Here is a 24,019-nt window from a genome sequence, read left to right as displayed (position 1 = left end):
CCAAGACTCTATGAACAGCAAACGTCTTCTTCCTCTGTGTGGCCTGATCTGCGCCACCGCCATGCTGGGCGCTTGCGTGGGTCAGGGCAGCAGCAACGCTGCCAACGAAAGCATGTATCTTGAGCAGCGCGTGCAGGAACACGATACCCTGCTGCGCCAGATGCAGCCTGCCCAGGCCGAAGTCTGGAACCAGGTGCAGGCCATGCGCCAGGAACTGAATACCCTCAAGGGCCTGGTGGACGACCTGAAGAACGTGGGCGGTGCCGCTGCCCTGGCTGAACGCGTGCGTGCCCATGATGCCGCCCTGCGCCAGGTGGAGACCAGCATGGCCCTCAACCTCAACCTGGGCGAGCCCATGGCCGCCGGTGGCGCCGCTCCGGCCCATGCCGCCGCGCCCCAGGCCAATGCGCCCCTGTTCCAGCCCCAGCAGAACCCCTATGCCGCGCCCGCCGCTGGTGCCGCCGCCGGTGCAGCCGCCGGTGCCGCCGCCGGTCTGGCTACCGGCCCTTACGGTGACGCCGCCGCTGCTCCTGCCGCCGCTCCGGCCGCTGCGGGCAGCACCTGGGGCCAGCCCACGCCCCAGCCCGAAGCCAAGCCCGCTGCGAAGAAGGACATCTCGCTGGCCCTGTATGACGCCGGCCTCAATGCCTTCCAGGCCCGCAAGTACGATGAGGCCCAGCGTTCTTTCGCCGACTTCATGAAGAACTATCCCACGCACAGCATGGCTCCCGACGCGCAGTACTATCTGGCCGAGTGCTACTTCCAGCGCAACCAGTTCCCTGACGCCGCCCTGGCCTACGACACGGTCATCACCAAATTCTCCAAGAGCAACCGTACTCCGGGCGCTTACCTGAAGCAGGGCATCTGCTTCAGCAAGATGAACCAGAAGGCCGCCGCCAAGGCCCGCATGAACGAGCTCATCAAGAAGTACCCCAACTCGCCCGAAGCGGCCCGTGCCAAGAACTTCCTCAAGACCAACAAGTAAGGCACGCGCCTGACAGATATGGAAAAGCCGGTGGCCAAAGCCACCGGCTTTTTTTATGTCCGCCGTCCGGGGAAGCTCGCGAACGGTCGACCGCTCCGCTGCGGCTCTCCCGTCCGGGCAGGGATGCGGACAGACCATCGTGCCCCGCCGCCCCTCTCGAAGAGCCCGCGGGCAACTGCCCTGGCCGGGATGGCATGGCAGTATCCCGGGCCCCCAAAAGACGAAGGGCCCCGTTGCCGGGGCCCTGTCTGGTGCGTTTGGTGTGGAGGTTTATGGGTTTGAGGAGGGAATGAAGAAGAAAGGTTCGTTATGACGTCAAAGCTGTCTACTGGCCCAGTTCGTGGCGCAGCCAGCTCTTGATGGCGGGGGTGGGTTCGCTGATGCCGCGCCACTTGCCGTGCACGGATTCGTATTCGGACAGCAGGTGGTGGGGAAGCGGCATGGTGAACAGGTCTTCAGCGTTTTCGGAGTTGCGGCGCACCAGGCGGATGACGGGTTCCTTGCCCCAGCTGTCCACCACGAAGTAGTGGGACACATCTTCCTTGGAGCGCACGGGCGGATATTCGGAGTGCCAGTCGTTGTTGCCCCATTCGAGATACATGGTCACGGCGTGTTCAGGGCTCAGGTTCCAGGAAATATCATAAAGAGCATAATCTTGCAGGCGGTTCATATACTCCTCCATGTGCTTTTTTTGAATAGTAATGATTCTTAATTAAAAAATCAATACCTAGCGCAAAAATAAGTAATATTTTTTTATTCTCAAATCATTCCAGTGTATTGGAAGATGAAGATTGGCGCAAAAAGCTGTTTTTCCGCGCCGTCCGCCCTTTATCCACGGGCTTGGGCCGTGTATGCTTGCTCCTGCGCCGGACCGATCCGGCACCGCAGACAAAGGAGTCAGTATGGACGTCAACAAGGTTTTGCAGGAACTCAAGGCCCGCCCCGGCTTCACCGACCATGTGGGCATGATGCTGGTACACAATGGCGTTGTCCGCGGCTGGTCGCGCAAGGATCATGCGCCGGTCAGCTCCATCACCGTCAGCCATGACCAGGCCAAGATGGTCGCCATTTGTCATGAGATGGAGCAGCGCCCCGGCATCTTCGCCATCGTGGCCCAGGCCAATGGAGGGGAATTGCAGCCCGGTGACGACCTGCTCCTGCTGGTGGTGGCCGGTGACATCCGCGAGAACGTCAAAGCCACCTTTGCCGAGCTGCTGGACCGCATCAAGTCCGAAGCCGTCATCAAACAGGAACACGGCCCGAAAGCCTAGACCGGTGCCGTTCAGGGAGGAGCCCCTCTGCCCTGCGGCCGCATCCGCACGGAACCGCGGCCGCCCTTGCCCGCAAGGACGATGGTGACAGCGGCAGAAGCTTCGGATGCCCGTGGCTGCCCGTATCGCCCGCAGTTTCCTGCCTCAACAGGCAGGGCCTGCGGGCAAGCTTTTTTCAAGAAGAGGCCCCTGTCTTAACGGGGAAGCCCCTCCCTCCTGCTCTTCCCTTCCCCTTGGCCTTCCCCTTGATCTTCCCCGGCCGGGCTCTTCCCGCAGGCAGGCAAGTCCGGCCCTGCCCAACGAAGATCCCGCTCCCGCTGGGCAGCCTGCTGCAGCTTTTCCCCACAGCCCTCCCCCGCCCCAGCTGGTCGCCAGACGCGCTTTCTCCTGTCCGTGAGGGCATTTTTCCCCCTCGGTGCATTGCCAAAGCCGTGTTTTGACCTTACTTCTACGGCATGCGCGACCGTTTGTGACGCCCGGCCCCCGGTGCCGGGCCCTTTCACGTACGGCCCGTCCGTTTTTTTTCAGGATGCACACGGTCGCGCGCCTGCCCCGGGGCAGGCCATCCCGCCAAACGAGGAGAACGCATGTTCGGTTTCATTTTCAAAAAGATTTTCGGCAGCAAGAACGACCGCTACCTGCGCCGCCTGCGCCCCATCGTGGCGCGCATCAACGCGCTCGAACCCCAGATGCAGGAACTGGCCGACGAGGACTTCGCCCAGCGCATGACGGAATACCGCCAGCAGGTGCAGGCCGGTGAACGCACCCTGGACGACCTTCTGCCCGAAGTCTTCGCCCTGGTCCGCGAAGCCTCCCGCCGTGTCATGGGCATGCGCCACTATGACGTGCAGCTGGTGGGCGGCATCGTGCTGCACCGCGGCAAGATCGCCGAAATGAAGACCGGTGAAGGCAAGACCCTGGTGGCCACCCTGCCCGTGGCCCTCAATGCCCTTTCCGGCAAGGGCGTGCATGTGGTGACCGTCAACGACTACCTGGCCACCCGCGACGCCCAGTGGATGGGCGAGCTCTACAACTTCCTGGGCCTTTCCGTGGGCGTCATCGTCAACGGTCTTGACGACCAGGCCCGCAAGGAAGCCTACGGCGCCGACATCACCTACGGTACCAACAACGAGTTCGGCTTCGACTACCTGCGCGACAACATGAAGTTCTACGCCACGCAGCTGGTGCAGCGCGGCCACAACTTCGCCATCGTGGACGAAGTGGACTCCATCCTCATCGACGAGGCCCGTACCCCGCTCATCATCTCCGGCGCTTCCGACGAAAGCGTGGGCATGTACCGCGCCATGGACCAGATCGTGCGCCAGCTGGGCCCCGAAGACTACACCGTGGACGAGAAGGCCCGCACCGCCATGCTCTCCGAGGAAGGCGTGGCCCACTGCGAAGCCCTGCTGCATGTGGACAACCTCTTCGACCCGGCCAACATCACCCAGCAGCACTGCATCCTGCAGGCCCTGAAGGCCCATCACGTCTTCAAGCGCGATGTGGACTACATCGTGCAGAACGACAAGGTGGTCATCGTGGACGAGTTCACGGGCCGCCTCATGGACGGCCGCCGCTATTCCGACGGTCTGCACCAGGCCCTGGAAGCCAAGGAAAACGTCACCATCGCCGCCGAGAACCAGACCCTGGCCTCCATCACCTTCCAGAACTATTTCCGCATGTATGACAAGCTGGCGGGCATGACCGGTACGGCCGATACCGAAGCCGTGGAATTCCACCAGATCTACAATCTGGAAGTGGTCTCCATCCCGCCCAACAAGCCCATGCAGCGCAAGGACTACCCCGACCTCATCTACCGTACCCGCAAGGAAAAGTACGATGCCATCATCGAGGCCATCCGCGAGCTGTACGAAAAGGGCCAGCCCGTGCTGGTGGGCACCATCTCCATCGAGACCTCGGAAATGCTCTCCCAGCGCCTGAAAAAGCTCAACATCCCGCACAGCGTGCTCAACGCCAAGCAGCACGCCCGTGAAGCCGAGATCGTGGCCCAGGCCGGCCAGAAGGGCCATGTGACCATCGCCACCAACATGGCCGGCCGCGGTACGGACATCGTGCTGGGCGAAGGCGTGCTGGAACTGGGCGGCCTGCACATCCTGGGCACCGAACGCCACGAGAGCCGCCGTATCGACAACCAGCTGCGCGGCCGTTCCGGCCGTCAGGGCGACCCCGGTTCCTCCCGCTTCTACCTCTCGCTGGAAGACGACCTCATGCGCCTGTTCGGCTCCGACCGCATCAGCGGCCTCATGGAGAAGCTGGGCCTCAAGGACGGTGAAGCCATCGAGAACACCATGGTCACCCGCGCCGTGGAAAGCGCCCAGAAGCGCGTGGAAGCCCACCACTTCGAGATCCGCAAGACCCTGCTGGATTACGACAACGTCATGAACCAGCAGCGCGAGGTCATCTACACCCTGCGCCGCGACATGATGGTGGAAGAAGATCTGGAACCCGTGCTGAGCGAGTTCCGCAACGATATCCTGGACGATGCCTACACGCCGCTGGAACAGGCCGATACCGATACGGCCATCGAGCTGCGCAAGGCCCTGCAGGCCCGTCTGGCCGACGTCTTCAACCTGGGCCGCGTGCTGGCGGCCGATGCTCCCGTGCCCGACCGTGCCGGCTGTGAGGAATGCATCCACCAGATCTTCCAGCAGCTGCGCGAAGAAGCCGGTCCCCTGTACCAGGACATCCTGCGCTACTTCCTGCTGGAAGAACTGGACCGCACCTGGAAGGAACATCTGCGCAACATGGACGCCCTGCGTGACGGTATCGGCCTGCGCGGTTACGGCCAGAAGGACCCCAAGCTGGAATACAAGCGTGAAGGCTTCGAGATGTTCCAGTCCATGCTCTTCCAGATCCGCGAAGGCGTGTTCCGCGCCCTGACCCGCGTGCATGTGCAGCCCGCCGAACCCGCCCCTGCCGAGGACGCCGTGGAAGAGGGCAATGCCCCGGCCGAAGCTCCGCAGCAGGAAGCCCCCAAGGCCAAGCCCACCCTGAGCCTGCGCCACAAGGAGAACGACGACCTGGCCTACTCCGGCAGCCAGACCACGGATGCCGGCAACCAACCCGCCAAGGCCAAGCCCCGCGTGGGCCGCAACGATCCCTGCCCCTGCGGCAGCGGCAAGAAGTACAAAAAGTGCTGCGGCATGGGCAAAGTCTAGCCGCTCCTGACCATCACTGACGAAAAAAGCGGGACCCTCTCAAGAGGGCCCCGCTTTTTTGCATCCGCCGACAGTGGAAGATCTACGGCAGACAGATACGGACAGAATAACCAGAGGCACGGGAACGGGAAGGGCACAGCATGGCCGCGCAGGACGCTCCCGCCATGAAGAGGCTACCCACCGGCCCCGTTGCACATACGGGCCGCATGAGGCTCACGGAAAGAGGGGTGAGCCTCCTCAAGCCCCCCTTTTCCCCGGGCTTTTCAACGCAACTCTCCGTTGTATTCCAATGAAATAAAGGATGCCAGCATACATCCCCAAAGAAGGATGCCCGCCGCATGGACCAGCGCCCATCTGAAAAAGCGCGCTGGGGAAAGGATGGGGCTTGGGGAAAGGGAAGAAACCTCGCGCAAGCAGCGACCGAAGGCGGCCGCAGGCCGTGCCCGTTAACGACGAAGGAGCGTTACGGGCATCGACAGCGGAGATGAGGGATTTCCCTTCCCCCACAAGCAAACTGCGGACAGGTCGCCACGCCCTAGCAGGGCAGGCCGCGCCGGGCGCGCATCTCGCGCAGCTCTTCCAGCACGCTGTAGGGCACGCGCAGGGAGCCGTAGCCCTTGCCCAGGCGGATGCGGGGCTTGTTGGTACCGTGATAGTCCGAGCCGCCGCTGACGCCCAGGCCGTAATGGCGGGCCAGCTCCAGGCAGCGCCGGGAAGCGGCCTCGGAATGTTCGCTGTGATAGGCCTCGATGGCCGTGAGCCCGCAGGGCAGGAGGCGTTCGATGAAGGCTTCCAGCCAGCCCTCGGGCAGCTTTTGCAGCATGGGGTGGGCCAGGCAGACCGTGGCCCCCAGAGAAGAGAGGACTTCCACGGCCACTTCGGGCTGCAGGACCTCCTTGGGCAGGTAGGCGCGGCCGTAATAGCCCAGATATTCCTTGAAGGCCTCGCTGACGTCCTTCACATAGCCCTTGCGGACCAGCACGGCAGCGATGTGCGGGCGCCCCACGCTTTCGCCGCGGGCCTCGTGCAGCACTTCGTCGAGCTCGATCTCCACGCCCAGGCCCTGGAGCTTTTCCACGATGCGGACGTTGCGCTCGCTGCGTTTGCGGCGCAGATACTGGAGCCTGTCCTGCAGGGGAGCCAGATCCCGGGGCAGCCACAGGCCGAGCACATGCATCTCGCCCAGCTCCGTACTGGTCGACAGTTCGCATCCACGCACGAATTCCAGCCCCAGGTCACGGGCTGCCGCCTCGGCTTCGTCCAGGCCGGAGACCGTATCGTGATCGGTCACCGCCACCGCCGCCAGCCCCTGGATCTGGGCATTACGCACGAGCTGCCCGGGGCTGTCCGTTCCGTCAGAGGCCTGTGAATGCGTATGTAAATCAATGAATTGCATGCTTTCATCCCTGACAGTTATCTTTTTCTTTTCAAGTAAACTACGACTTTATGAAAAAAAAGCAAGCTGCGCACTCCCGTGGCAAGGTGCGCAGGGCCCGTCAGGTCACGCTTTCCCGCAGGTCGTCCCGGCAGCTTTGTCTTGAAGAACGGACGGCAAAAAGCTATGCTTTTGCCCTCGCAAAACAGGGGGCCGCTGTCCCCAAAGACAAGGAAACATCATGATGAACACACAGGAACTGCTGCAGATTCTGGCCTGCCCCCGCTGCATGGGCTCTCTGGAGCCCCTGCCCTCTGCCGAGCATCCCGAAGGCCTGGCCTGCCCGGCCTGCAACGTGGTCTATCCCGTGCGTGACGATATCCCCATCATGCTGGTGGACGCCGCTGTGGAGCGCGCCCGCTGGGATGAGGAACACAAAGGCTAGGGCCGTCCATGCGTCTGCTCATCGCTTCCGACCTGCACGGCTCGCTGGACAGCCTGCGCTTCCTCTGTGATACGGCCCAACGCCTGTCGCCCGACATGCTGGTGCTGCTGGGCGACCTGGTCTACCACGGTCCGCGCAACCCCCTGCCCGGCGGCTATGACACCCGCTCCGTGCTGGAAGAACTGGACCGCCTGAACCATCTGCCCTGCCCGGTCACGGCCGTACGCGGCAACTGCGACGCCGAAGTGGACATCATGCTCACGCCCTTCGCCGTTTCGGAAAACGCCTGGATAGAGGCCGACGCCCTGCGCATCTTCGCCAGCCACGGCCACCGTCTGCCGGAGACCCCGCCTCTGCCGGGTTTTGCCCCGGGCACGGTCATCCTGCGCGGCCATACCCACATCCCGCGCGGCGAGAGCCTGGACGGCCTGCACTTCTGGAACCCCGGCTCCCTCAGTCTGCCCAAGGGCGGATTCCCCCGCAGCTACGGCCTGTATGAGGACGGCTGCTTCCACGTCTACGACATGGAAGGCAAGGAACTGCTGCGCCACTGGCCCCGCCAGAACTGGCCCCATCAGGCGGGCCGATGAACACGGCCCCGCTCCAGCCCCTTTTCCTCCTGCGGCCCGGCATCCGGCTGGTGCTGGCTTCGGCCTCGCCGCGACGCCGCCAGTTCATGGATGAATGGGGCCTGCCCTATACCATCGTCCGGCCCACCGGGGTGGAGCCGCGCCCCGAACACGGGGAAACGCCCGCCGCCTACGCCCTGCGTGCCGCTACGGCCAAAGCGCGGGCCGTGGCCGCCTCGGCGGATGCCGGGGCCGACGACCTGATCCTGGCCGCCGACACCGTGGTGGCCCTGGGCCACGACATCCTGGGCAAGCCCGCTGACGATGCGGACGCCCTGGACATGCTGCGGCGTCTTTCCGGCCGCGAGCATGAGGTCATCACCGGCGTCTGCTGCCTTTTCCCCGACGGGAGCAGTGCGGGCTTTGCCGATACCAGCGCCGTCCGCTTCCATACCTGGCCTGAAGACGTTCTCCGCGCCTATGTGCGCAGCGGCGAACCGGCCGACAAGGCCGGGGCCTACGCCATCCAGGGCCAGGGGGCCTTTCTGGTGGAAAGCGTGCACGGTTCCTGGTCCACGGTGGTGGGCCTGCCGGTGAGCCGTCTTGCCGCCCTCCTGCTGGAGGGAGGCTGGATGCGCCCCGTGGACTGATCCTTGCGCCATCTCCATCCTGCTTTTCAGGGCGGTCTCGTCATGAGGCCGCCCTTTTCATTTTCCGGCCGTGCTGCCGGTCATTTTCTCTGCCGCCATGCATTTTTTGCACAAAAAGCGGGCTCTCGTTCCGAATATGGAAAAATTTTAAAAAAAATTTCATAAAAAATCGTTCCAGATTGGGATTTTTTTCACTATGCAGCATTCCCATGCATACCGGTGCCTGCTGCCGTTTTGTTGCACTCTGTTTCAGCTCCTTGTCCCTTTTTTCTCCACGATGACTGGTAGCACAAACAGTTTTCCGGCCCTTGACGCCCGTAAGAAATCACTTTACGCCGGTAGCATGGATGATTTTCCACTGTTGTTTGCAGTCTTAAGCTTATGGAGTTGCCATCATGTCCCAGGAACGGATTACCACTCTCTTAACCGAGAAGCGTAGCTACCTCCCCCCCGAGCACGGCAAGTCGTCCGCGTGGATCTGCGGTCAGGACGAAGCCGACGCCATCTGCCGGCGAGCTCTGGAAGACCCCAATGACTTCTGGGGTGCACGCGCATCGCAGCTGATCCACTGGTTCAAGCGCTGGGACAAGGTACTGGAGGCCGACGAAGCGCGGCACAAGTACAGATGGTTCACCGGCGCCAAGCTCAACGCCGCCTTCAACTGCATCGACCGCCACCTGATCTCCGGCCGCCGCAACAAGGCCGCCCTCATCTGGCAGGGCGAAAAGGAAATGGACGTGCGCTGCTTCACCTACCAGATGCTCTATACCGAGGTCTGCCGTGTGGCCCACGCCCTGAGCTCCCTGCACATCAACAAGGGAGACCGTGTGGCCCTGTACATGCCCATGATCCCCGAGCTGGTCATCGCCATGCTGGCCTGTGCCCGCATCGGCGCCATCCATACGGCCATCTTCTCCGGCTATGCCGAAGGCGGCGTGCGCAGCCGTATCCAGGGCTCCAAGGCCAAGGTCGTCATCACCGCCGATGCCGCCATCCGCGCCGGCAAGATCAAGCCCCTCAAGGCCAACCTGGACCCCATCCTGGAAAAGTGCCCCTCCGTGGCCCACGTGGTGGTGGTGAACCACGCCGACCTCTACGACGTGAAGATGACCCCCAACCGCGACATCTGGTGGCATGACCTCATCGAGGACTTCACCCTGGACGTGGACTTCCCCTGCGAGCCCATGGACGCCAACGACACGCTCTTCCTGCTGCATACCAGCGGCAGCACCGGCAAGCCTACGGGCATCATGCACTCCACGGGCGGCTACCTGACCTATGCGGCGCATACCACGCAATGGGTCTTCGACATGCGCGACGACGACGTCTACTGGTGCACGGCCGACATGGGCTGGATCACCGGCCATACCTACGGCGTGTACGGGCCGCTGGCCCTGGGCGCCACCGTGGTGATGTTCGAAGGCGTGCCCACATGGCCAAAGCCGGACCGCTACTGGCGCATCGTGGAAAAATTCCGCGTCAACATCCTCTACACGGCCCCCACGGTCATCCGTTCCCTCATGCGTCTGGGCGAAGCCTGGGCCGAACGCTATGACCTGCGCACCCTGCGCATCCTGGGCTCCGTGGGCGAACCCATCAACCCCGAAGCCTGGCACTGGTACCACAAGAACATCGGCGGCAGCGAGCTGCCCATCGTGGATACCTGGTGGCAGACCGAGACCGGCGGCGCCATGATCAGCCCCCTGCCCTACGCCACCAAGCTCAAGCCCGGCTCGGCCTCGCGGCCCCTGCCCGGCATCGACGCGGCCGTCATGGGCGGCAGCGCCACCCGTGACGAGGAAGACGGCGACGGCTCCACCCGCAGCGGCCATCTGGTCATCCGCAAGCCCTGGCCCGGCATGATGCAGGGCGTCTACAACGACGAAGAAAAGTACCAGTCCTACTTCTCGCGCTTCGGCTGCTATGAGTCCGGCGACGGCGCCGAAGTGGACGAGGACGGCTACTTCTGGATCCTGGGCCGCGTGGACGATTCCATCAACGTTTCCGGCCACCGTCTCTCCACCGCCGAGATCGAGGCCGTGCTGGCCTCCTGCCCCGAAGTGGCGGAAGCCGCCGTGGTGCCCATGCCCCATGCCCTCAAGGGCGAAGGCATCTACGCCTATGTCGTCACCCGTGACGAAGTGCCCTGGAGCGACGACGTGCGCAAAAAGCTGCGCGACACCGTGCGCCGCGACATCGGCGCCCTGGCCTCCCCCGAATACATCCAGTTCGTGGAAGCCATGCCCAAGACCTGCTCCGGCAAGGTCATCCGCCGCATGCTGCGCAAGATCGCGGGCAACGTCTATGACGACCTGGGCGATACCACGGCCCTGGCCAAGCCCGAAGTGCTCGACCACATCATCGTCGGTCACCGCAACCTGCTGCAGGGCCAGCACGAGACGGCCAACCTGCCCGACGAGGACCAGCCCAAGGAATAGGCTCTCCCCCGCTCCCTGATACGAAAAAGACCACCCGCCGACGGGTGGTCTTTTTTTGTCCGCAGCCTCCTGCGGGCTCTTTTCCCTTGCGGAGCGGCCGGCCCCCCAGGCCGCAACGGCCGCCCCCAAGGTTCAGGAATCGTTGCCGCGTCCCTCCGCACGCGTCTCCCGCAGCATGCGCCAGAACTGGCGGCATTCCTCGGGATAGGAAGCCATCAGGAAACACAGGGCCAGGACCACCAGAGCCAGCAGACACAGGGCCAGGCAGACGATCTGGGCCAGGGCCAGCAGGGCGACCAGGGCCGCCGGCAGGCCCGTTCCCCAGACCGCCAGCCGCCGGATACCCGTGGCCAGCAGGGCTTTCCACCGGGGGACGGCCGCCCCCGAAGCAGCGGGCAAAGCCGCATTCCCGTCGGAAGGACGCTCCATGTGACGATCCTTACAGGGCCTTGCGGCGCTTCCAGACGTGGTCGGCCAGCAGGGCGCTGAACACGGCGCCGGTCAGCACATGGGCCGTTTTGTTGCCGGCAAAGCCCAGCACCACCGATGCCCCCAGCGCACCGAGCATGATGCGCATGGCCAGTTTGCGCCCGCTGAGCTTTTTGGTCGCGGGCCGTGCGGGGACAGCCAGGTTCCCTGTAGCGAGACAGGCTTCTTCCATAAGATCACTCCTGGGGTAACAGGTTAAAATGAAAAGACAAAAAATTTTACATACAGGTCAAAAGAAAAATGAAAGTGGTTTTCTTTTTTTTCTTGACACTCATCCTAGTTTACGCCATGCTTCTTTGCAAGCCTGGAGTAGCGGTTCGACATGCCGGATCAGCCGCCCCCCAAGCCCGGTCGGGATCGTCCCGACCGGATCGCACTGCGCAGGTATGCCGGTCCCTGCTCCGGGCCCGTACCAGCAAAGGAGAAGATCATGAGCGACATCATCAGCCTTCGTCAGATGCAGATCGGCCAGAGCGGCAGGATCGCCACGGTGGAAGCCCTTGGAGAAATGGGCCGCCGCATCCGGGACATGGGCCTGATCCCCGGGACCACCGTTTCCGTCGTGGGCCGCGCGCCCCTCAAAGACCCCGTTGCGCTGCGCCTTTCCGGCGTGACCGTCACCCTGCGCAACAGCGAAGCCGACCACATCACCGTCGACGTCTCCAACTAGCCCTTCTCTTCTCCCAATCGTGCGTCTTTTGCTGTCCGGGCCGTGCCAGAACATGGCCCGGATGGCCCTCTGTATCCTTTTACCTGTGCAAACGGAGGCACAAGCATGAACAACGGTCTGAAATACGGTCTCTTTTTCCTGGGTGGTCTGGCGCTGGGCGTCGTGGGCACCGTTGCCGTCACCCGCGGCAAGCTCGATCTCAAACCCCTGGCCACCGACCTGGTGAGCCGCGGCATGGACATGAAAGACGCCATCATGAGCAAGGTGGAAGCCGTCAAGGAAGATATGGAAGATCTGGCCGCCGAAGCCCGTCAGGCCGCTGACAAGCGCAAGGCCGAAGCTGCCGATCCTCAGGCCTAATGAGGGCACGCGCATGCGCTTTTTTCTGGTTCATGAACTGAGCTGCTCCAACGGGGCCGGACGGCTGCGTGCGCGTGCCTGCCGCCCCATGACACAGGTGCAGGCCGAGATTCTGGCCGATACTCTGGATGCCATCGACGGCGTGGAAGGCGTGCGGGTCAATCCGCGCGTGCCCAGCGTCCTCGTGCTCTACCGGCATGCGCAGGCCCGGCAGGACGTGCTCCGCTCCCTGGCTGCCCAGGACGCCGGTGCCCTCAATGACAGCAGCGTCCTGGCCACCCTGACCCAGGAGCTGGAAAACAGCCTCGAACGGCACGCTTCCGGCAGCCGCCTGCCGGCCCATGATGAGGACGAGATGGGGGCCCACGGTTTCGGCCCCCTGATGCGCTTCCTCTTCGTCCGTCCTTTCCTGCCGTTCAAGCTGCGTGTGGCCAGCAGTGTCATGGGAGCCCTTCCCTTTTTGCGAAAGGGCCTCGCCTCGCTCCTCCAGGGCAAGCTCAATGTCGACGTACTGGATGCCGCGGCCATCGGTGTTTCCCTGCTGCGGCGCGACTTCCGTACCGTCACCGTGCTGACCCTGCTGCTGGGACTGGGCGAGGCCCTGGAATACTGGACGCGCCGCCGCTCCATGGACAGCCTGACCGAGAGCCTGGCGCTCAACGTGGATACCGTCTGGGTACTGGCCGATGGTGTGGAGACCAGCGTCCCGCTCTCCGATGTGCGTGAAGGCGATCTGGTCGTGGTCCGCGACGGCGGCTCCATCCCTGTGGACGGTATCGTCGAGGACGGCGAGGCCGTGGTCAACCAGGCCAGCATGACCGGCGAGCCCCTGGGCGTGGCCCGCAGCAAGGGCGCTGCCGTCTACTCGGGCACGGTGGTGGAGCAGGGACATCTCGTCATCCGCGCCACCCATGTGGGCGACGGCACCCGCCTCAAGCAGGTGGTGCGCTTCATCGAAGAATCCGAGGCCCTCAAGGCAGGCATCCAGGGCAAATTCGAACGCATGGCCGACATGGCCGTGCCCTTCACCTTCGCCCTGGCGGGCCTTGTGTGGCTCATCACCCGCAACCCCATGCAGGCGGCTTCCGTGCTGCTGGTGGACTATTCCTGCGCCCTGCGTCTTGCCACCCCGCTGGCCGTGCTGGCCGCCATGCGCGAAGGCGCGCGTCACGGCGTGGTCATCAAGGGCGGCCGTTTCCTGGAGGCCCTTTCCGAAGCCGATACCGTGGTCTTCGACAAAACGGGCACCCTCACCAACGCCAGCCCCCATGTGGTGGAGGTCATCCCCGCCGCCGGTCATGACCGGGACGAGGTCCTGCGCCTTGCGGCCTGCCTTGAGGAACACTTCCCCCATCCTGTGGCCCGCGCCGTTGTCCGCTGCGCGCAGGAAGAAGGCCTGCAGCATGAGGAAGAGCACGCCCAGGTGGAATATGTGGTGGCCCACGGCATCGCCTCCACCCTGTACGGCAAGGCCGTGCGTGTGGGCAGCCGCCACTACATCGAGTGCGACGAAGGCATCGACCTTTCGCCCCTGGAGGCGGAGATCGACGCCCAGGCCCGGATGGGACGCTCGCTGCTCTATCTGGCCATCGACGGCAAGCTGGCCGGGTTCCTGGCCATCGAGGACCCCCTGCGTCCCGAATGCCCGCAGGTCCTCAAGCAGCTCGAAGAGCTGGGCTTCCGCCGCATCCTCATGCTCACCGGCGACGACGAGCGTACCGCCCGTGCCGTGGCCGGCAAGCTGGGCCTCAAGGAATACCGTTCGCAGGTCCTGCCCGCCGACAAGGCAGACGTCATCGCCGACCTCACCGCCCAGGGCTGCAAGGTCCTCATGGTGGGCGACGGCATCAACGACGCGCCTGCCCTGTCCGCCTCCCATGTGGGCGTGGCCATGTGCGACGGCGCCGACCTGGCCCGCGAAGTGGCCAATGTGCTGCTCACCCGGCCGGACCTCAGCGGGCTCATCACGGCCCGGCTGCTGGGCAGGGCCACCCTGCGGCGTATCCACATCAACTTTGCGGCCACCATGCTGCTCAACAGCATGTTCCTGGCCGGGGGCCTGTTCATGATCCTGACGCCCGGCGTCTCGGCTCTGTTGCATAACCTGACGACCCTGGGCGTGACCCTCAATGCCATGCGGCCGCATCTGCCCGGTCGCCATGCCCGTCAGCTGGAGGCCGCCTGATGCTCGACAGCCTGCGCTTCGTGAAATATGTCCGCAGCTTCATGGACGGACGCGTACGCGTCCGGCACCCTGCCCTGCGCGACACGGCCATCGCCGGCAAGGCCCGCGCCGCTCTCCTGCGTGTGGACGGTGTGCGGGACATAGAGCTCAACCCCCTGAGCGGTTCGGCCCTCATCCTGTATGACAGCACCCGGCTGTCGCAGGACAGGCTCATCGAGACCGGCTGCCGCTGGGCCGACTGGCTGGACAAAGCCGCACGCGGCCAGGCAGGCGAGATGCCGCCCTTGTAAGAATGACAGACACTCCGGGGGAGAGACTCTTTGCAAACAAAAGCTCTCTCCCCCGGGCCCCTCTCCCCAAAAACTTTCAGGTACGGGCACAGGTCCCCGTCGCTGCCTCGTAGTTAGGGACATCCCGGCCTGACGGGGGCCCCATCCAGATCGCTTCCTCCCTTGGAGCCCCCGTAAAAAAAGGACGCCGCCATGGCGTCCTTTTTTCATAATGCGCGGTGGGGAAGCGATCCCCTTACGGTGCGGGAAAGAGACTTCCCTCCCGGGAAACTCCCTCCCTGAGCTTAGAGGATGTCCGGCATGTTTTTTGATTTTAAAAGGTGTGGTAATTTCGTCCCATGAAACAAACAGATTTTCGTGATGTGCCTGATGAGCTGTGGGAACGTATCGAGCCTCTCCTTGCCCCGTTCAAACGAAAAAGAAGCGGCGGCAGCAAACCGCTTGCGCAGCGCACGGTTCTGGCAGGAATCCTCTACAAATGCCGGACAGGATGCCAATGGGCCATGCTTCCCGCCTGCTATGGATCAAAAAGCACTGTCCACGAGCACTTCCAGCGATGGAACAAAGCTGGCATCATGGCGGAGATTTTTCGCATCCTTCTTGCTGAATATGGGGAAAAGGTCGGCGTCGACGCCCAATGGCAGGCTATGGACGGCACCTTGCTGCAAGCCCCGACGCGCTCTCAAAAAATCAGCGACTGAGGGCCTTGGACGCAACCCGACGGACAGGGGCCGAAGCGGCGGCAAGATACATCTCCATGTGGATGGTCAGGGTATTCCTCTGGGAGTGACAGTCACAGGTGCCAATGTTCATGACAGCCGCCTGATAGAAGCGACGCTGAAGAACTCCCGGGAAATGGGCGGCTGGTTTCTGGGGTCTGCCGTACGCCATCTCTGTCTGGACAAGGGCTATGACTACCCGCGAGTCAGCGAAGAAGTCTAGGTAAACGGATTTGAGGAGCATATCCGCAGCCGGGGGGAAGAAGTTCGGGACCGCTGGAGGACTCCTGCCCACCGCTGGGTAGTAGAGCGGACATTCGCCTGGTTGAAGGGTTTTCGGAGCTTGCGCACTCGCTACTGTTGTTACCTCGTCAATTTTATGGGGCTACTTTACCTTGCTTTGGCCTGTATCCTTTGGAGAAAACTGGTATAGCAATATGTATGCCGGACATCCTCTTAACCGTTTTGCTGCAACCAGCCGTCCAGCACGGCCAGGTTCTCGGCAAAGTTGGCGCGGCCGTAGCCCATGCGCACATAGGGCGCGTCCATGTCATAGACATTGCCGGGCAGGAGCAGCACACCGGCCGACTGGGCCAGGTGTTCGCAAAAAGCCAGTGCGGAACCGAAGCGGGCCACGAAGTCCGGCCGCAGGCCATGGAAGGCGATGGGACCGGCCTGGGGCGGATTGTGGAGGAACACGTGGTCGTAACGGGCAAAGAAGTCGGCGGCGATCCGACGATTGCGGGCGATGATCTCCCGGTTGCGGGCCAGGACGGCCGGGCCGTGCTTCAGCGCGATGCGGGCCAGGGCTTCGGAAGGCGTGGGGCAGCAGATGCTGAGATAATTCTTGTAGCGGCTCAGGGCGCCGATAGCGTCCCGTTCCTGCGAGGCGATCCAGCCCACACGCAGGCCGGGCAGGCCGTAGGCCTTGGAGAGCACGCCCACGGAAAAGGCCCGTTCGTAGATGTCGCAAAAGGCCGGGGGCACGGCATCCGGCGCTTCCAGGCCCCGGTAGACCTCATCGGCCAGGATGCGCAGGCCGTGGCGGCGGGCCAGCTCGCAGATGCGCTGCCGCTCGTCGGCGGACAGGGCGTAGCCGGTGGGATTGTTGGGCGTGTTCAGCACCAGCAGGCGCGTCTTGGGCGTGATGAGCCGCTCCAGCTCGTCAAGGTCGCAATACCAGCCGTCCTCGCCCTGATGCAGGGGCCAGAGGGAGAGCTCGCAGCCCGCGGCCCGCGCCACCTCGTACAGGGACTGGTAGGTGGGGAACTGGCAGATCACATGCTCGCCCGGCTCCACCAGCACGTTGAGCGCCCCGAAGATGGCCTCCTGCGCGCCCACGTGCAGCAGCACGTTTTCCGGACCGCACTGCGTGTACAGGCCGGAGACCGCCTCCCGCAGGGCCGGAGCACCGTCGTTCTCGCTGTAGCCCAGCCAGGTGTCCAGAAAGTCTTCCTGCGCGCCCGGCTCCAGAGCCAGCAACTCGCGGATGCTCAGGGACTCGCAGTCCGACTGCGCCAGCAGATACGGCGCGCTGAATTCATACCGTCCAAAAAAGATCTCCAGTCCGAAGTCCCTGATTTTCATGTTCCCTCCACAGGCTGTCTCTTTGGCGACACTGTCGCCGTCCCAGCATAGGAGCCCCCATGCGGGCCGTCAATCCGCGGAGTGAAAATGAAGGACTTGCGGAGGCAGAAACAGGGCGCAGAAAAAGCTCCTGTCCGGATCAGGAGGACAGGAGCCCTCCGGACAGGGAATCATCAAGGGAGGTGGGGCCTTCCACAGCGCCGCCCTTTCCGTACAAAACACGCCGGCAGGAAGGCCGCAAGGATGACGGCCGCAAGGGCCATGCCCCCGGAAGGCCGCGACATGGCCCGGCCCCCCTCCTGCGGAAAGACAGTCCCTAGCCCTGACGGCAAAGCGCCGTCAGCAGGGCCGCCTTGCGTTCGCCGTAGCGCAGCCGCCACCAGCGCCGGCGCCAGCGCAGACGGGCCCGGTCGAGGCAGAGGTAGACCACGGGCGTAGTGTACAGGGTGAGCAGCTGGCTCACCAGCAGGCCGCCCACGATGGTGATGCCCAGGGGCTGGCGGATCTCGGCGCCGTCGCCCTGCCCCAGGGCCAGCGGTACGGCCCCCAGGATGGCGGCGGCCGTGGTCATCATGATGGGACGAAAGCGCAGGCGGCAGGCCTCGTGGATGGCCTCGCGCGGGGGCAGGTTGCGGGTGCGCGCGGCCTCGATGGCAAAGTCGATCATCATGATGGCGTTCTTTTTGACGATGCCGCAAAGCAGCAGCACGCCGATAAGGGCGATGACGCTGAACTCCATGCCGCAGGCCCGCAGGGCCAGCAGGGCCCCGATGCCCGCCGACGGCAGGGTGGAGAGGATGGTCAGCGGATGGATGAGGCTCTCGTAAAGCACGCCCAGCACGATATAGAGCGCGGCCAGGGCCGCCAGGATGAGCAGCACCTGCTCCCTGACCGTATCGCTGTACATCTTGGCCGTGCCCTGGAAGCTGCCCACGATGGTGGACGGCATGCCGATGCGCACGCGCGCCTCGTCGATGGCCGCCTGCGCCTGCGAAAGGGACGCGCCCTCCGCCAGGTTGAAGGACAGGGTCACGGCCGCGAACTGGCCCTGATGGGCCACGGAAAGGGGCGCGAAGGCCGGTGAGACCTCGGCCACGCCCAGCAGGGGCACGGCCCCGTCCTTGCCCGGCAGCCAGACCTTGCCCAGCGAATCCTCGCCTTCCAGCCAGGGCAGGGCATATTCCAGCACCACGCGGTACTGGTTCTTTTCCTCATAGATGGTGCTGACCTGACGCTGGCCGAAGGCATTGTTCAGGGCCGCGTCCACGTCCTTCATGGTCAGGCCCAGCCGGGCCAGAGCGTCACGGTTGATGGTCAGCAGGGTCTGCAGGCCCCGTTCCTCGATGTCGCTGTCCACGTCCTTGAGGATGCGGATGCCCGCGAACTCCTGCTGCAAACGCCGTCCCCAGCGGCGCAGGCTGTCCAGATCGTCGGCCTGCAAGGTGTACTGGTACTGGGAGCGGGAGCTGCGCCCGCCCATCATGATGTCCTGCGCGGCCTGCAAAAAGATCTGGAGCCCCGGTTCCGAGGACATCTTGCCGCGCAGGCGGCCAATGACCTGCTGGGCGCTGATGCCGCGTTCCTCCAGCGGCTTGAGGGAGATGAACACGCCCCCGCCGCCGCGGCCGCCCGAGATGTGGGCCGAGACCTGGTCCACGGCCGGATCGGCGCTGAGGATGCGCACCAGCCGGGCCAGCTTGACTTCCATGTCCTGAAACGAGGCGCTCTGATCAGCGCGGATGCCGCCCATGATGACGCCCGTATCCTGCTGGGGAAAGAAGCCCTTGGGCACCACGACGTACATCCAGACATTGGCCGCCACCACCAGCAGGAGCACGGTCAGGGTCAGCTTCCAGTGATCCAGCACCACATAGAGGCTGCGGGAATAGCCCTCCTGCATGGCGGACAGGAAGCGGCCCCACAACCGCCCCACATGGGTGAATATCCCCTGCCGTCCGCCCTCTTCCGCCCGCAGGCGGGCACTGCGGCGGGCGAGCTCTTCATCGAAAGGCCGCAGCAACGTGGCGCACATCATGGGCGTGGTGGTCAGGGAGACCACCATGGAGACCAGCACGGCCGTGGCCAGCACCACGGAGAACTCGCGGAACAGGCGTCCCACCACGCCGCCCATGAACAGGATGGGGATGAAGACCGCCACCAGCGACAGGGAAATGGAGATGACCGTAAAGCCCACCTCGCGCGCACCGCGCAGGGCGGCCCGCAGGGGCTTTTCGCCCATCTCCAGACGGCGCACGATGTTCTCCAGCACCACGATGGCGTCGTCCACCACAAAGCCCGTGGCCACGGTCAGGGCCATGAGCGAAAGGTTGTCCAGGGTGTAGCCGCACAGATACATGACCCCGAAGGTGCCGATGAGCGATACCGGCGCGGCCACGGCCGGGATGCTGGTGGCGCGGCCGTTGCGCAAAAAGAGGAAGACCACCAGCACCACCAGGGCCATGGACAGCAACAGGCTCTTCTCCACCTCGTGCAGCGAGGCCCGGATGGTCTGGGAGCGGTCCATGCGCACGGAAAGATCCGCGCTTTCGGGCAGCCAGGAGCGCAGTTGCGGGATCATGGCCTTCACCCTGTCCACGGTCTCGATGATGTTGGCCCCGGGCGAACGGAATACGATGAGCAGGATGGAGGGCTTGCCGTTGGAAAGGGCCATCTGGCGGATGTCCTGGCTGGAATCCGTCACCGTGGCCACGTCGCCCAGACGGATGACGACACCGCCGCGCTCGGCCACGATGACCTTGCGGTACTGGGCTGCGGTGCGCAGCTGGTCGCTGGCCACCACGGTCCAGGAGGTGCTTTCGTTCTCCAGATGCCCCTTGGGCAAAAAGGCATTGGCCCCGGCCAGGGCCGCACGCACGTCTTCCATGCTCAGGCCCGTGCGGTGCAGGGCATCGGGCGAGATGTCCACGCGCACGGCAGGCAGGGCGCCGCCGCCCACGGTCACTTCGCCCACCCCGGCGATCTGGCTGATCTTCTGGGCCAGCACCGTGGACGCGGCATCGTAGAGCTGGGTGCGGCTCAGGACGTCCGAGGTGACGGACAGGATGAGGATGGGCGCGCCCGACGGGTTCACCTTGCGGTAGGTGGGGTTGGACGGCATGGTGGGCAGGGTGGAACGGGCGGCGTTGATGGCCGCCTGCACGTCACGGGCCGCGCCGTTGATGTCCCTGTCCAGGTCGAACTGGAGGATGACGCGCGTGGAGCCCAGGCTGCTGCTGGAGGTCATCTCGGTCACCCCGGCGATGCGGCCCAGGGCCCGTTCCAGCGGCGTGGCCACAGTGGAGGCCATGGTCTCGGGGCTGGCCCCGGGCATATTGGCCTGCACCCTGACCACGGGGAAGTCCACTTCGGGCAGGGGCGCCACGGGCAGCAGAAAAAAAGCCACCATGCCCGCCAGGGTCACGGCGATGGTCAGCAGCGTGGTGGCCACGGGCCGGCGGATGAAGGGCGCGGAAAGGTTCAGGGGGATGAATTCCGGCCCGAAGCGCTTGCGCCGTTCTCCGGCCAGAGCCAGATCCTGCCCTTCATGGGCGTGGCCGCTCTCCCGGCCGGATGCGGCGGCCCGGGGCGTCTCCTCAGGCCTGCTCATGACCGGCCTCCCCGCCACGGCGGCCCAGCTTCTCGGCCAGACGCGCGAACCAGATATAGATGACAGGCGTGGTGAACAGGGTCAGCACCTGGCTGACGATGAGGCCGCCCACCATGGTCACGCCCAGCGGACGGCGCAGTTCCGCGCCCATGCCCCAGCCGATCATCAGCGGCAGGGCCCCCAGCAGGGCCGCCATGGTGGTCATGAGGATGGGCCGCAGACGCAGCAGACAGGCCTGCCGGATGGCGGCCTGCGGATCCTTGCCTTCCTGCCGCTCGGCCTCCAGGGCAAAGTCGATCATCATGATGGCGTTCTTTTTGACGATGCCGATGAGCAGGATGATGCCGATGATGCCCACCACGCCCAGTTCCATGCCGCAGAGCATGAGGGCCAGCGTGGCGCCGATGCCCGCCGACGGCAGGGTGGACAGGATGGTCACGGGATGGATGTAGCTTTCGTAGAGCACGCCCAGCACGATGTACATGGTGACCACGGCGGCCAGCAGCAGCCAGACCTGATTGTCCGTGGACGAGGCAAAGGCATGGGCCGCCCCCTGGAACTGGCAGCGCAGGGACGAAGGCAGCTCCAGGGAAGCAAGGGTCTCCTCCACCGCACTCACGGCCGCCCCCAGGGAGGAGCCTTCGGCCACGTTGAAGGAGATGGTGGCCACCGGGAACTGGCCCTGCCGCATGGTGGCAGGGCGCGCGGAGCGTTCTTCCATGCGCACCAGGGCCGAGAGCGGGATGGGCTTGCCCTCGCTGCCCTTGACGTAGATCTTTTCGATGTCGTCCGGGCCGCGCCGGAACTGCGGAGCGCTTTCCAGCACCACCTTGTACTGGTTGGTCTGGGTGAAGATGGTGGAGATCAGGCGCTGCCCCAGCGCGTCATAAAGGGCATTGTCGATGACGTCCATGCTCACGCCCAGACGGCTGGCCGCATCGCGGTCGATATCCAGCCAGAGCATGCGGCCCCGGCCCAGCAGGTCGCTGGTCACATGGCTCAGCTCCGGCCGCGCCCACAAGGCCGCCAGGATGTCCGGGATGCGCCCTTCCAGCTGGGCGTCGCTGAGGGCCTCCACCGAAAGCTGGTACTGGGTGCGCGAGACGCGGTCCTCCACGGTCAGGTCCTGCACGGGCTGCAGGAACAGATCCATGCCCGGCAGGCTGTCCGCCCGCTCCATGAGACGTCGGGCGATGACCGGGGCGCGGTGGTCGCGCTCTTCCAGCGGCTTGAGGTCGATGGTCAGGCGCGAGGTGGCCAGGCTGGGGTTGATGCCGTCCACGCCCACGAAGAACGCCACCCGGGCCACGGCCGGATCGGCCAGCAGCACGTCGGAAAGTTCTTTCTGGCGCCGGGCCATGGCCTCAAACGAGGTATCCTGCGGGAATTCCGCGATGCCCTGGATGACGCCCGTGTCCTGCGTGGGGAAAAAGCCCTTGGGCACCAGGGCGTACATGGTCACGCTCAGCAGCAGGGTACCCACGGCCACGGCCAGGGTCAGGCGCTGGTGGGCCAGCACCCAGTCCAGCTTGCCTTCATACCAGCGCAGCAGGGCCGGGAAGAAATTGCCCTCCCCTTCCTTGTGCCGCTCCGGCCGCAGCATGACCGCGCAGAGCATGGGCGTCAGGGACAGGGAGATGACGGCCGAGATGAGGATGGTCACCGCCAGCGTGACCGCGAACTCGCGGAACAGGCGCCCGGCCACGTCGCCCATGAACAGCAGGGGGATGAGCACGGCCACCAGCGACAGGGTCAGGGAGATGATGGTGAAACCGATCTGCCCGGCCCCCACGAGGGCGGCCTGGAGGGGCTTGTAGCCGTTTTCCAGATAGCGGCTGATGTTCTCGATGACCACGATGGCGTCGTCCACCACGAAACCGGAGGCGATGACCAGGGCCATGAGGGTCAGGTTGTTGAGCGAGAAACCCGCCAGATACATGACGCCCAGCGAGCCCACCAGCGACAGGGGCACGGCCAGGGCCGGGATGATGGTGGCCTGCACGTTGCGCAGGAAGATCCAGATGACGGCGATGACCAGGACCACGGCCAGCACCAGCTCCAGCTGTACGTCGTGCACCGTGGCCCGGATGGTGGTGGTGCGGTCCGTCACCACCTGCACCCGCACATGCCCGGGCAGGGCCTGCTGCAGCTGCGGCAGCAAACGGGTGATGCTGTCGGCCACGGTGATGACGTTGGCGCCGGGCTGGCGCTGGATGGAGAGGACGATGGCCGGGCGGAAACCCTGCTCCCCGTCGGCCACATAAGCGGCCAGACGGGCGTTCTCCGCGCCCTCCTCCACGGTGGCCACATCTTCCAGACGCAGGGGCGCGCCGTTGCTGTAGCCGATGATGGTCCGCGCGTATTCCTCGGCCGAGGCCAGCTGGTCGTTGGCGTCGATGGTGCTGGTGCGCTGGGGCCCGTCAAAGCTGCCCTTGGCGTCGTTGACGTTGGCCGAGGCGATGGCCGAGCGCACGTCGGCCATGGTCAGCCCGGCCGAGGCCAGGGCCGAGGGATTGACCTGCACCCGCACCGCGGGCCGCTGCCCGCCCGACAGGGTCACCAGGCCCACGCCGGTGATCTGCGAAATCTTCTGCGCCAGACGGGTGTCCACCAGGTCTTCCAGCCGGGTCAGAGGCATGGCGTCACTGTAGACCGCCAGCGTCATGATGGCCGGGTCCGCCGGGTTGACCTTGTTGTAGACCGGCGGGTTGGGCAGGTCGGATGGCAGCAGGTTGTCCGCCGCGTTGATGGCGGCCTGCACCTCCTGCTCGGCCACGTCCAGCGGCACGGAAAGGTCGAACTGCAAGGTGATGACCGAGGCCCCGGCCGAAGACAGGGAGGTCATCTGCACAAGGCCCGACATGGTGCCCAGTTGCCGTTCCAGCGGCGAGGTGACCACCGCGGCCATGACCTCGGAGGACGCGCCGGGGTACAGGGTCTGCACCTGGATGGTGGGGTAGTCGATCTGCGGCAGGGCCGCCATGGGCAGATAATGATAGGCCAGCAGCCCGGAAAGGAGCAGGGCCACCATCAGCAGCGAGGTGGCGATGGGCCGGAGGATAAAGATGCGGGAAATGTTCATGGAGCTGCTCGTCTGTCTTCTGGAAACGGCGACGGGACCGCCAGCGGGAAACGGCGGTCCCCTGCCCTGCGAAAGGACGGGAGGCCGGGAAAGGAAGGGGGAAAGGGCCTGCCGCTGC

The 24,019-nt window shown here is 64.7% G+C and carries 19 protein-coding genes and 1 pseudogene; 13 read left to right on the top strand and 7 right to left on the bottom strand.

What is annotated here, in order from left to right; genetic code table 11:
* Positions 1-10 precede the first annotated feature (10 nt).
* Positions 11-985: a tol-pal system protein YbgF gene (ybgF, locus tag Q4I12_RS07105; protein ID WP_168934512.1), complete on the top strand. Its 975-nt coding sequence runs from the start codon at positions 11-13 to the stop codon at positions 983-985.
* A 325-nt stretch (positions 986-1,310) separates the two neighbouring features.
* Here the strand turns inward: ybgF and Q4I12_RS07100 are convergent, their stop codons facing one another.
* Positions 1,311-1,655, bottom strand: a complete 345-nt coding sequence (locus Q4I12_RS07100; protein WP_168934513.1) for a DVU0772 family protein — start codon at positions 1,653-1,655, stop codon at positions 1,311-1,313.
* Between the two features lie 232 nt (positions 1,656-1,887).
* Between Q4I12_RS07100 and Q4I12_RS07095 the strand changes: the two genes are divergently transcribed.
* Together Q4I12_RS07095 and secA are read left to right on the top strand one after the other, a co-directional pair.
* Positions 1,888-2,256: a molybdenum cofactor biosynthesis protein MoaE gene (locus Q4I12_RS07095; protein WP_302261162.1), complete on the top strand. Its 369-nt coding sequence runs from the start codon at positions 1,888-1,890 to the stop codon at positions 2,254-2,256.
* A gap of 587 nt (positions 2,257-2,843) precedes the next feature.
* Positions 2,844-5,435: a preprotein translocase subunit SecA gene (gene secA, locus Q4I12_RS07090; RefSeq protein WP_302261159.1), complete on the top strand. Its 2,592-nt coding sequence runs from the start codon at positions 2,844-2,846 to the stop codon at positions 5,433-5,435.
* 535 nt (positions 5,436-5,970) lie between these two features.
* On the opposite strand, the gene Q4I12_RS07085 is transcribed toward secA, so the two are convergent.
* Positions 5,971-6,831 (bottom strand): PHP domain-containing protein, encoded by an 861-nt coding sequence (locus tag Q4I12_RS07085; protein WP_302261157.1) that lies wholly within the window; start codon positions 6,829-6,831, stop codon positions 5,971-5,973.
* Between the two features lie 220 nt (positions 6,832-7,051).
* On the opposite strand from Q4I12_RS07085, the gene Q4I12_RS07080 reads away from it, so the two are divergent.
* From Q4I12_RS07080 to acs, 4 genes are all read left to right on the top strand, one after another.
* Entirely contained in the window at positions 7,052-7,255 is a 204-nt protein-coding gene (locus Q4I12_RS07080; RefSeq protein ID WP_006006155.1) for a Trm112 family protein, read from the top strand.
* A gap of 8 nt (positions 7,256-7,263) precedes the next feature.
* Positions 7,264-7,845 carry a phosphodiesterase gene (yfcE, locus tag Q4I12_RS07075; RefSeq protein ID WP_302261154.1) on the top strand — a complete coding sequence of 194 codons (582 nt, stop codon included), beginning with the start codon at positions 7,264-7,266 and terminating at the stop codon, positions 7,843-7,845.
* Positions 7,842-8,474, top strand: a complete 633-nt coding sequence (locus Q4I12_RS07070; RefSeq protein WP_302261153.1) for a Maf family nucleotide pyrophosphatase — start codon at positions 7,842-7,844, stop codon at positions 8,472-8,474. Before yfcE ends, Q4I12_RS07070 begins: the two co-directional genes overlap by 4 nt.
* A gap of 395 nt (positions 8,475-8,869) precedes the next feature.
* Positions 8,870-10,912: an acetate--CoA ligase gene (gene acs, locus Q4I12_RS07065; protein ID WP_006006145.1), complete on the top strand. Its 2,043-nt coding sequence runs from the start codon at positions 8,870-8,872 to the stop codon at positions 10,910-10,912.
* A gap of 132 nt (positions 10,913-11,044) precedes the next feature.
* Here the strand turns inward: acs and Q4I12_RS07060 are convergent, their stop codons facing one another.
* Entirely contained in the window at positions 11,045-11,341 is a 297-nt protein-coding gene (locus Q4I12_RS07060) for a hypothetical protein (RefSeq protein ID WP_297138232.1), read from the bottom strand.
* Between the two features lie 10 nt (positions 11,342-11,351).
* Complete coding sequence (locus Q4I12_RS07055; protein WP_297158516.1) at positions 11,352-11,573, bottom strand: hypothetical protein; 222 nt, start codon at positions 11,571-11,573, stop codon at positions 11,352-11,354.
* Positions 11,574-11,831: 258 nt separating this feature from the next.
* Here Q4I12_RS07055 and Q4I12_RS07050 point away from each other — a divergent pair, with 258 nt between their 5' ends.
* The 6 genes and pseudogenes from Q4I12_RS07050 to Q4I12_RS13965 all read left to right on the top strand — a co-directional run bounded on the left by Q4I12_RS07050 (position 11,832) and on the right by Q4I12_RS13965 (position 16,058).
* Complete coding sequence (locus Q4I12_RS07050; RefSeq protein ID WP_168934522.1) at positions 11,832-12,071, top strand: FeoA family protein; 240 nt, start codon at positions 11,832-11,834, stop codon at positions 12,069-12,071.
* 105 nt (positions 12,072-12,176) lie between these two features.
* Positions 12,177-12,431, top strand: coding sequence for a DUF6110 family protein (locus tag Q4I12_RS07045; RefSeq protein WP_168934523.1), 255 nt, complete (start codon positions 12,177-12,179; stop codon positions 12,429-12,431).
* A 13-nt stretch (positions 12,432-12,444) separates the two neighbouring features.
* Entirely contained in the window at positions 12,445-14,616 is a 2,172-nt protein-coding gene (locus Q4I12_RS07040; RefSeq protein WP_297158514.1) for a heavy metal translocating P-type ATPase, read from the top strand.
* Positions 14,616-14,906, top strand: a complete 291-nt coding sequence (locus Q4I12_RS07035; protein WP_302261151.1) for an HMA2 domain-containing protein — start codon at positions 14,616-14,618, stop codon at positions 14,904-14,906. The genes Q4I12_RS07040 and Q4I12_RS07035 overlap by 1 nt, the downstream gene beginning before the upstream one ends.
* A gap of 338 nt (positions 14,907-15,244) precedes the next feature.
* Positions 15,245-15,607, top strand: a complete 363-nt coding sequence (locus tag Q4I12_RS07030) for a transposase (RefSeq protein WP_302259935.1) — start codon at positions 15,245-15,247, stop codon at positions 15,605-15,607.
* A pseudogene (locus Q4I12_RS13965) lies at positions 15,516-16,058 on the top strand (IS5 family transposase). The gene Q4I12_RS07030 and the pseudogene Q4I12_RS13965 overlap by 92 nt, the downstream one beginning before the upstream one ends.
* 23 nt (positions 16,059-16,081) lie before the next feature.
* Here the strand turns inward: Q4I12_RS13965 and Q4I12_RS07020 are convergent.
* From Q4I12_RS07020 to Q4I12_RS07010, 3 genes are all read right to left on the bottom strand, one after another.
* The gene (locus Q4I12_RS07020; RefSeq protein WP_297158508.1) at positions 16,082-17,212 is read right to left on the bottom strand and encodes an aminotransferase class I/II-fold pyridoxal phosphate-dependent enzyme; all 1,131 of its coding nucleotides are present in this window, start codon (positions 17,210-17,212) and stop codon (positions 16,082-16,084) included.
* A 316-nt stretch (positions 17,213-17,528) separates the two neighbouring features.
* The gene (locus Q4I12_RS07015; protein WP_289615981.1) at positions 17,529-20,819 is read right to left on the bottom strand and encodes an efflux RND transporter permease subunit; all 3,291 of its coding nucleotides are present in this window, start codon (positions 20,817-20,819) and stop codon (positions 17,529-17,531) included.
* A complete protein-coding gene (locus Q4I12_RS07010; protein WP_437438853.1) occupies positions 20,806-23,901 on the bottom strand; it encodes a multidrug efflux RND transporter permease subunit in 3,096 nt (1,031 codons plus the stop codon). Before Q4I12_RS07010 ends, Q4I12_RS07015 begins: the two co-directional genes overlap by 14 nt.
* Positions 23,902-24,019 lie beyond the last annotated feature (118 nt).

Source organism: Desulfovibrio piger (assembly GCF_951793255.1).
Taxonomy (GTDB): domain Bacteria; phylum Desulfobacterota; class Desulfovibrionia; order Desulfovibrionales; family Desulfovibrionaceae; genus Desulfovibrio.
Note: the sequence above shows the minus strand (reverse complement) of the source record. Positions and strands in the feature narration are given on the sequence as shown.

Bases quoted from the DNA above. Each gene is read 5' to 3' on its own strand.
- Q4I12_RS07010 (WP_437438853.1), bottom strand. From the start codon at position 23,901: ATGAACATTTCCCGCATCTTTATCCTCCGGCCCATCGCCACCTCGCTG.
- Q4I12_RS07035 (WP_302261151.1), top strand. From the start codon at position 14,616: ATGCTCGACAGCCTGCGCTTCGTGAAATATGTCCGCAGCTTCATGGAC.
- yfcE (WP_302261154.1), top strand. From the start codon at position 7,264: ATGCGTCTGCTCATCGCTTCCGACCTGCACGGCTCGCTGGACAGCCTG.
- Q4I12_RS07095 (WP_302261162.1), top strand. From the start codon at position 1,888: ATGGACGTCAACAAGGTTTTGCAGGAACTCAAGGCCCGCCCCGGCTTC.
- Q4I12_RS07030 (WP_302259935.1), top strand. From the start codon at position 15,245: ATGAAACAAACAGATTTTCGTGATGTGCCTGATGAGCTGTGGGAACGT.
- secA (WP_302261159.1), top strand. From the start codon at position 2,844: ATGTTCGGTTTCATTTTCAAAAAGATTTTCGGCAGCAAGAACGACCGC.
- Q4I12_RS07050 (WP_168934522.1), top strand. From the start codon at position 11,832: ATGAGCGACATCATCAGCCTTCGTCAGATGCAGATCGGCCAGAGCGGC.
- Q4I12_RS07045 (WP_168934523.1), top strand. From the start codon at position 12,177: ATGAACAACGGTCTGAAATACGGTCTCTTTTTCCTGGGTGGTCTGGCG.
- Q4I12_RS07100 (WP_168934513.1), bottom strand. From the start codon at position 1,655: ATGAACCGCCTGCAAGATTATGCTCTTTATGATATTTCCTGGAACCTG.
- Q4I12_RS07020 (WP_297158508.1), bottom strand. From the start codon at position 17,212: ATGAAAATCAGGGACTTCGGACTGGAGATCTTTTTTGGACGGTATGAA.
- ybgF (WP_168934512.1), top strand. From the start codon at position 11: ATGAACAGCAAACGTCTTCTTCCTCTGTGTGGCCTGATCTGCGCCACC.
- acs (WP_006006145.1), top strand. From the start codon at position 8,870: ATGTCCCAGGAACGGATTACCACTCTCTTAACCGAGAAGCGTAGCTAC.
- Q4I12_RS07055 (WP_297158516.1), bottom strand. From the start codon at position 11,573: ATGGAAGAAGCCTGTCTCGCTACAGGGAACCTGGCTGTCCCCGCACGG.
- Q4I12_RS07085 (WP_302261157.1), bottom strand. From the start codon at position 6,831: ATGCAATTCATTGATTTACATACGCATTCACAGGCCTCTGACGGAACG.
- Q4I12_RS07060 (WP_297138232.1), bottom strand. From the start codon at position 11,341: ATGGAGCGTCCTTCCGACGGGAATGCGGCTTTGCCCGCTGCTTCGGGG.
- Q4I12_RS07040 (WP_297158514.1), top strand. From the start codon at position 12,445: ATGCGCTTTTTTCTGGTTCATGAACTGAGCTGCTCCAACGGGGCCGGA.
- Q4I12_RS07070 (WP_302261153.1), top strand. From the start codon at position 7,842: ATGAACACGGCCCCGCTCCAGCCCCTTTTCCTCCTGCGGCCCGGCATC.
- Q4I12_RS07080 (WP_006006155.1), top strand. From the start codon at position 7,052: ATGATGAACACACAGGAACTGCTGCAGATTCTGGCCTGCCCCCGCTGC.
- Q4I12_RS07015 (WP_289615981.1), bottom strand. From the start codon at position 20,819: ATGAGCAGGCCTGAGGAGACGCCCCGGGCCGCCGCATCCGGCCGGGAG.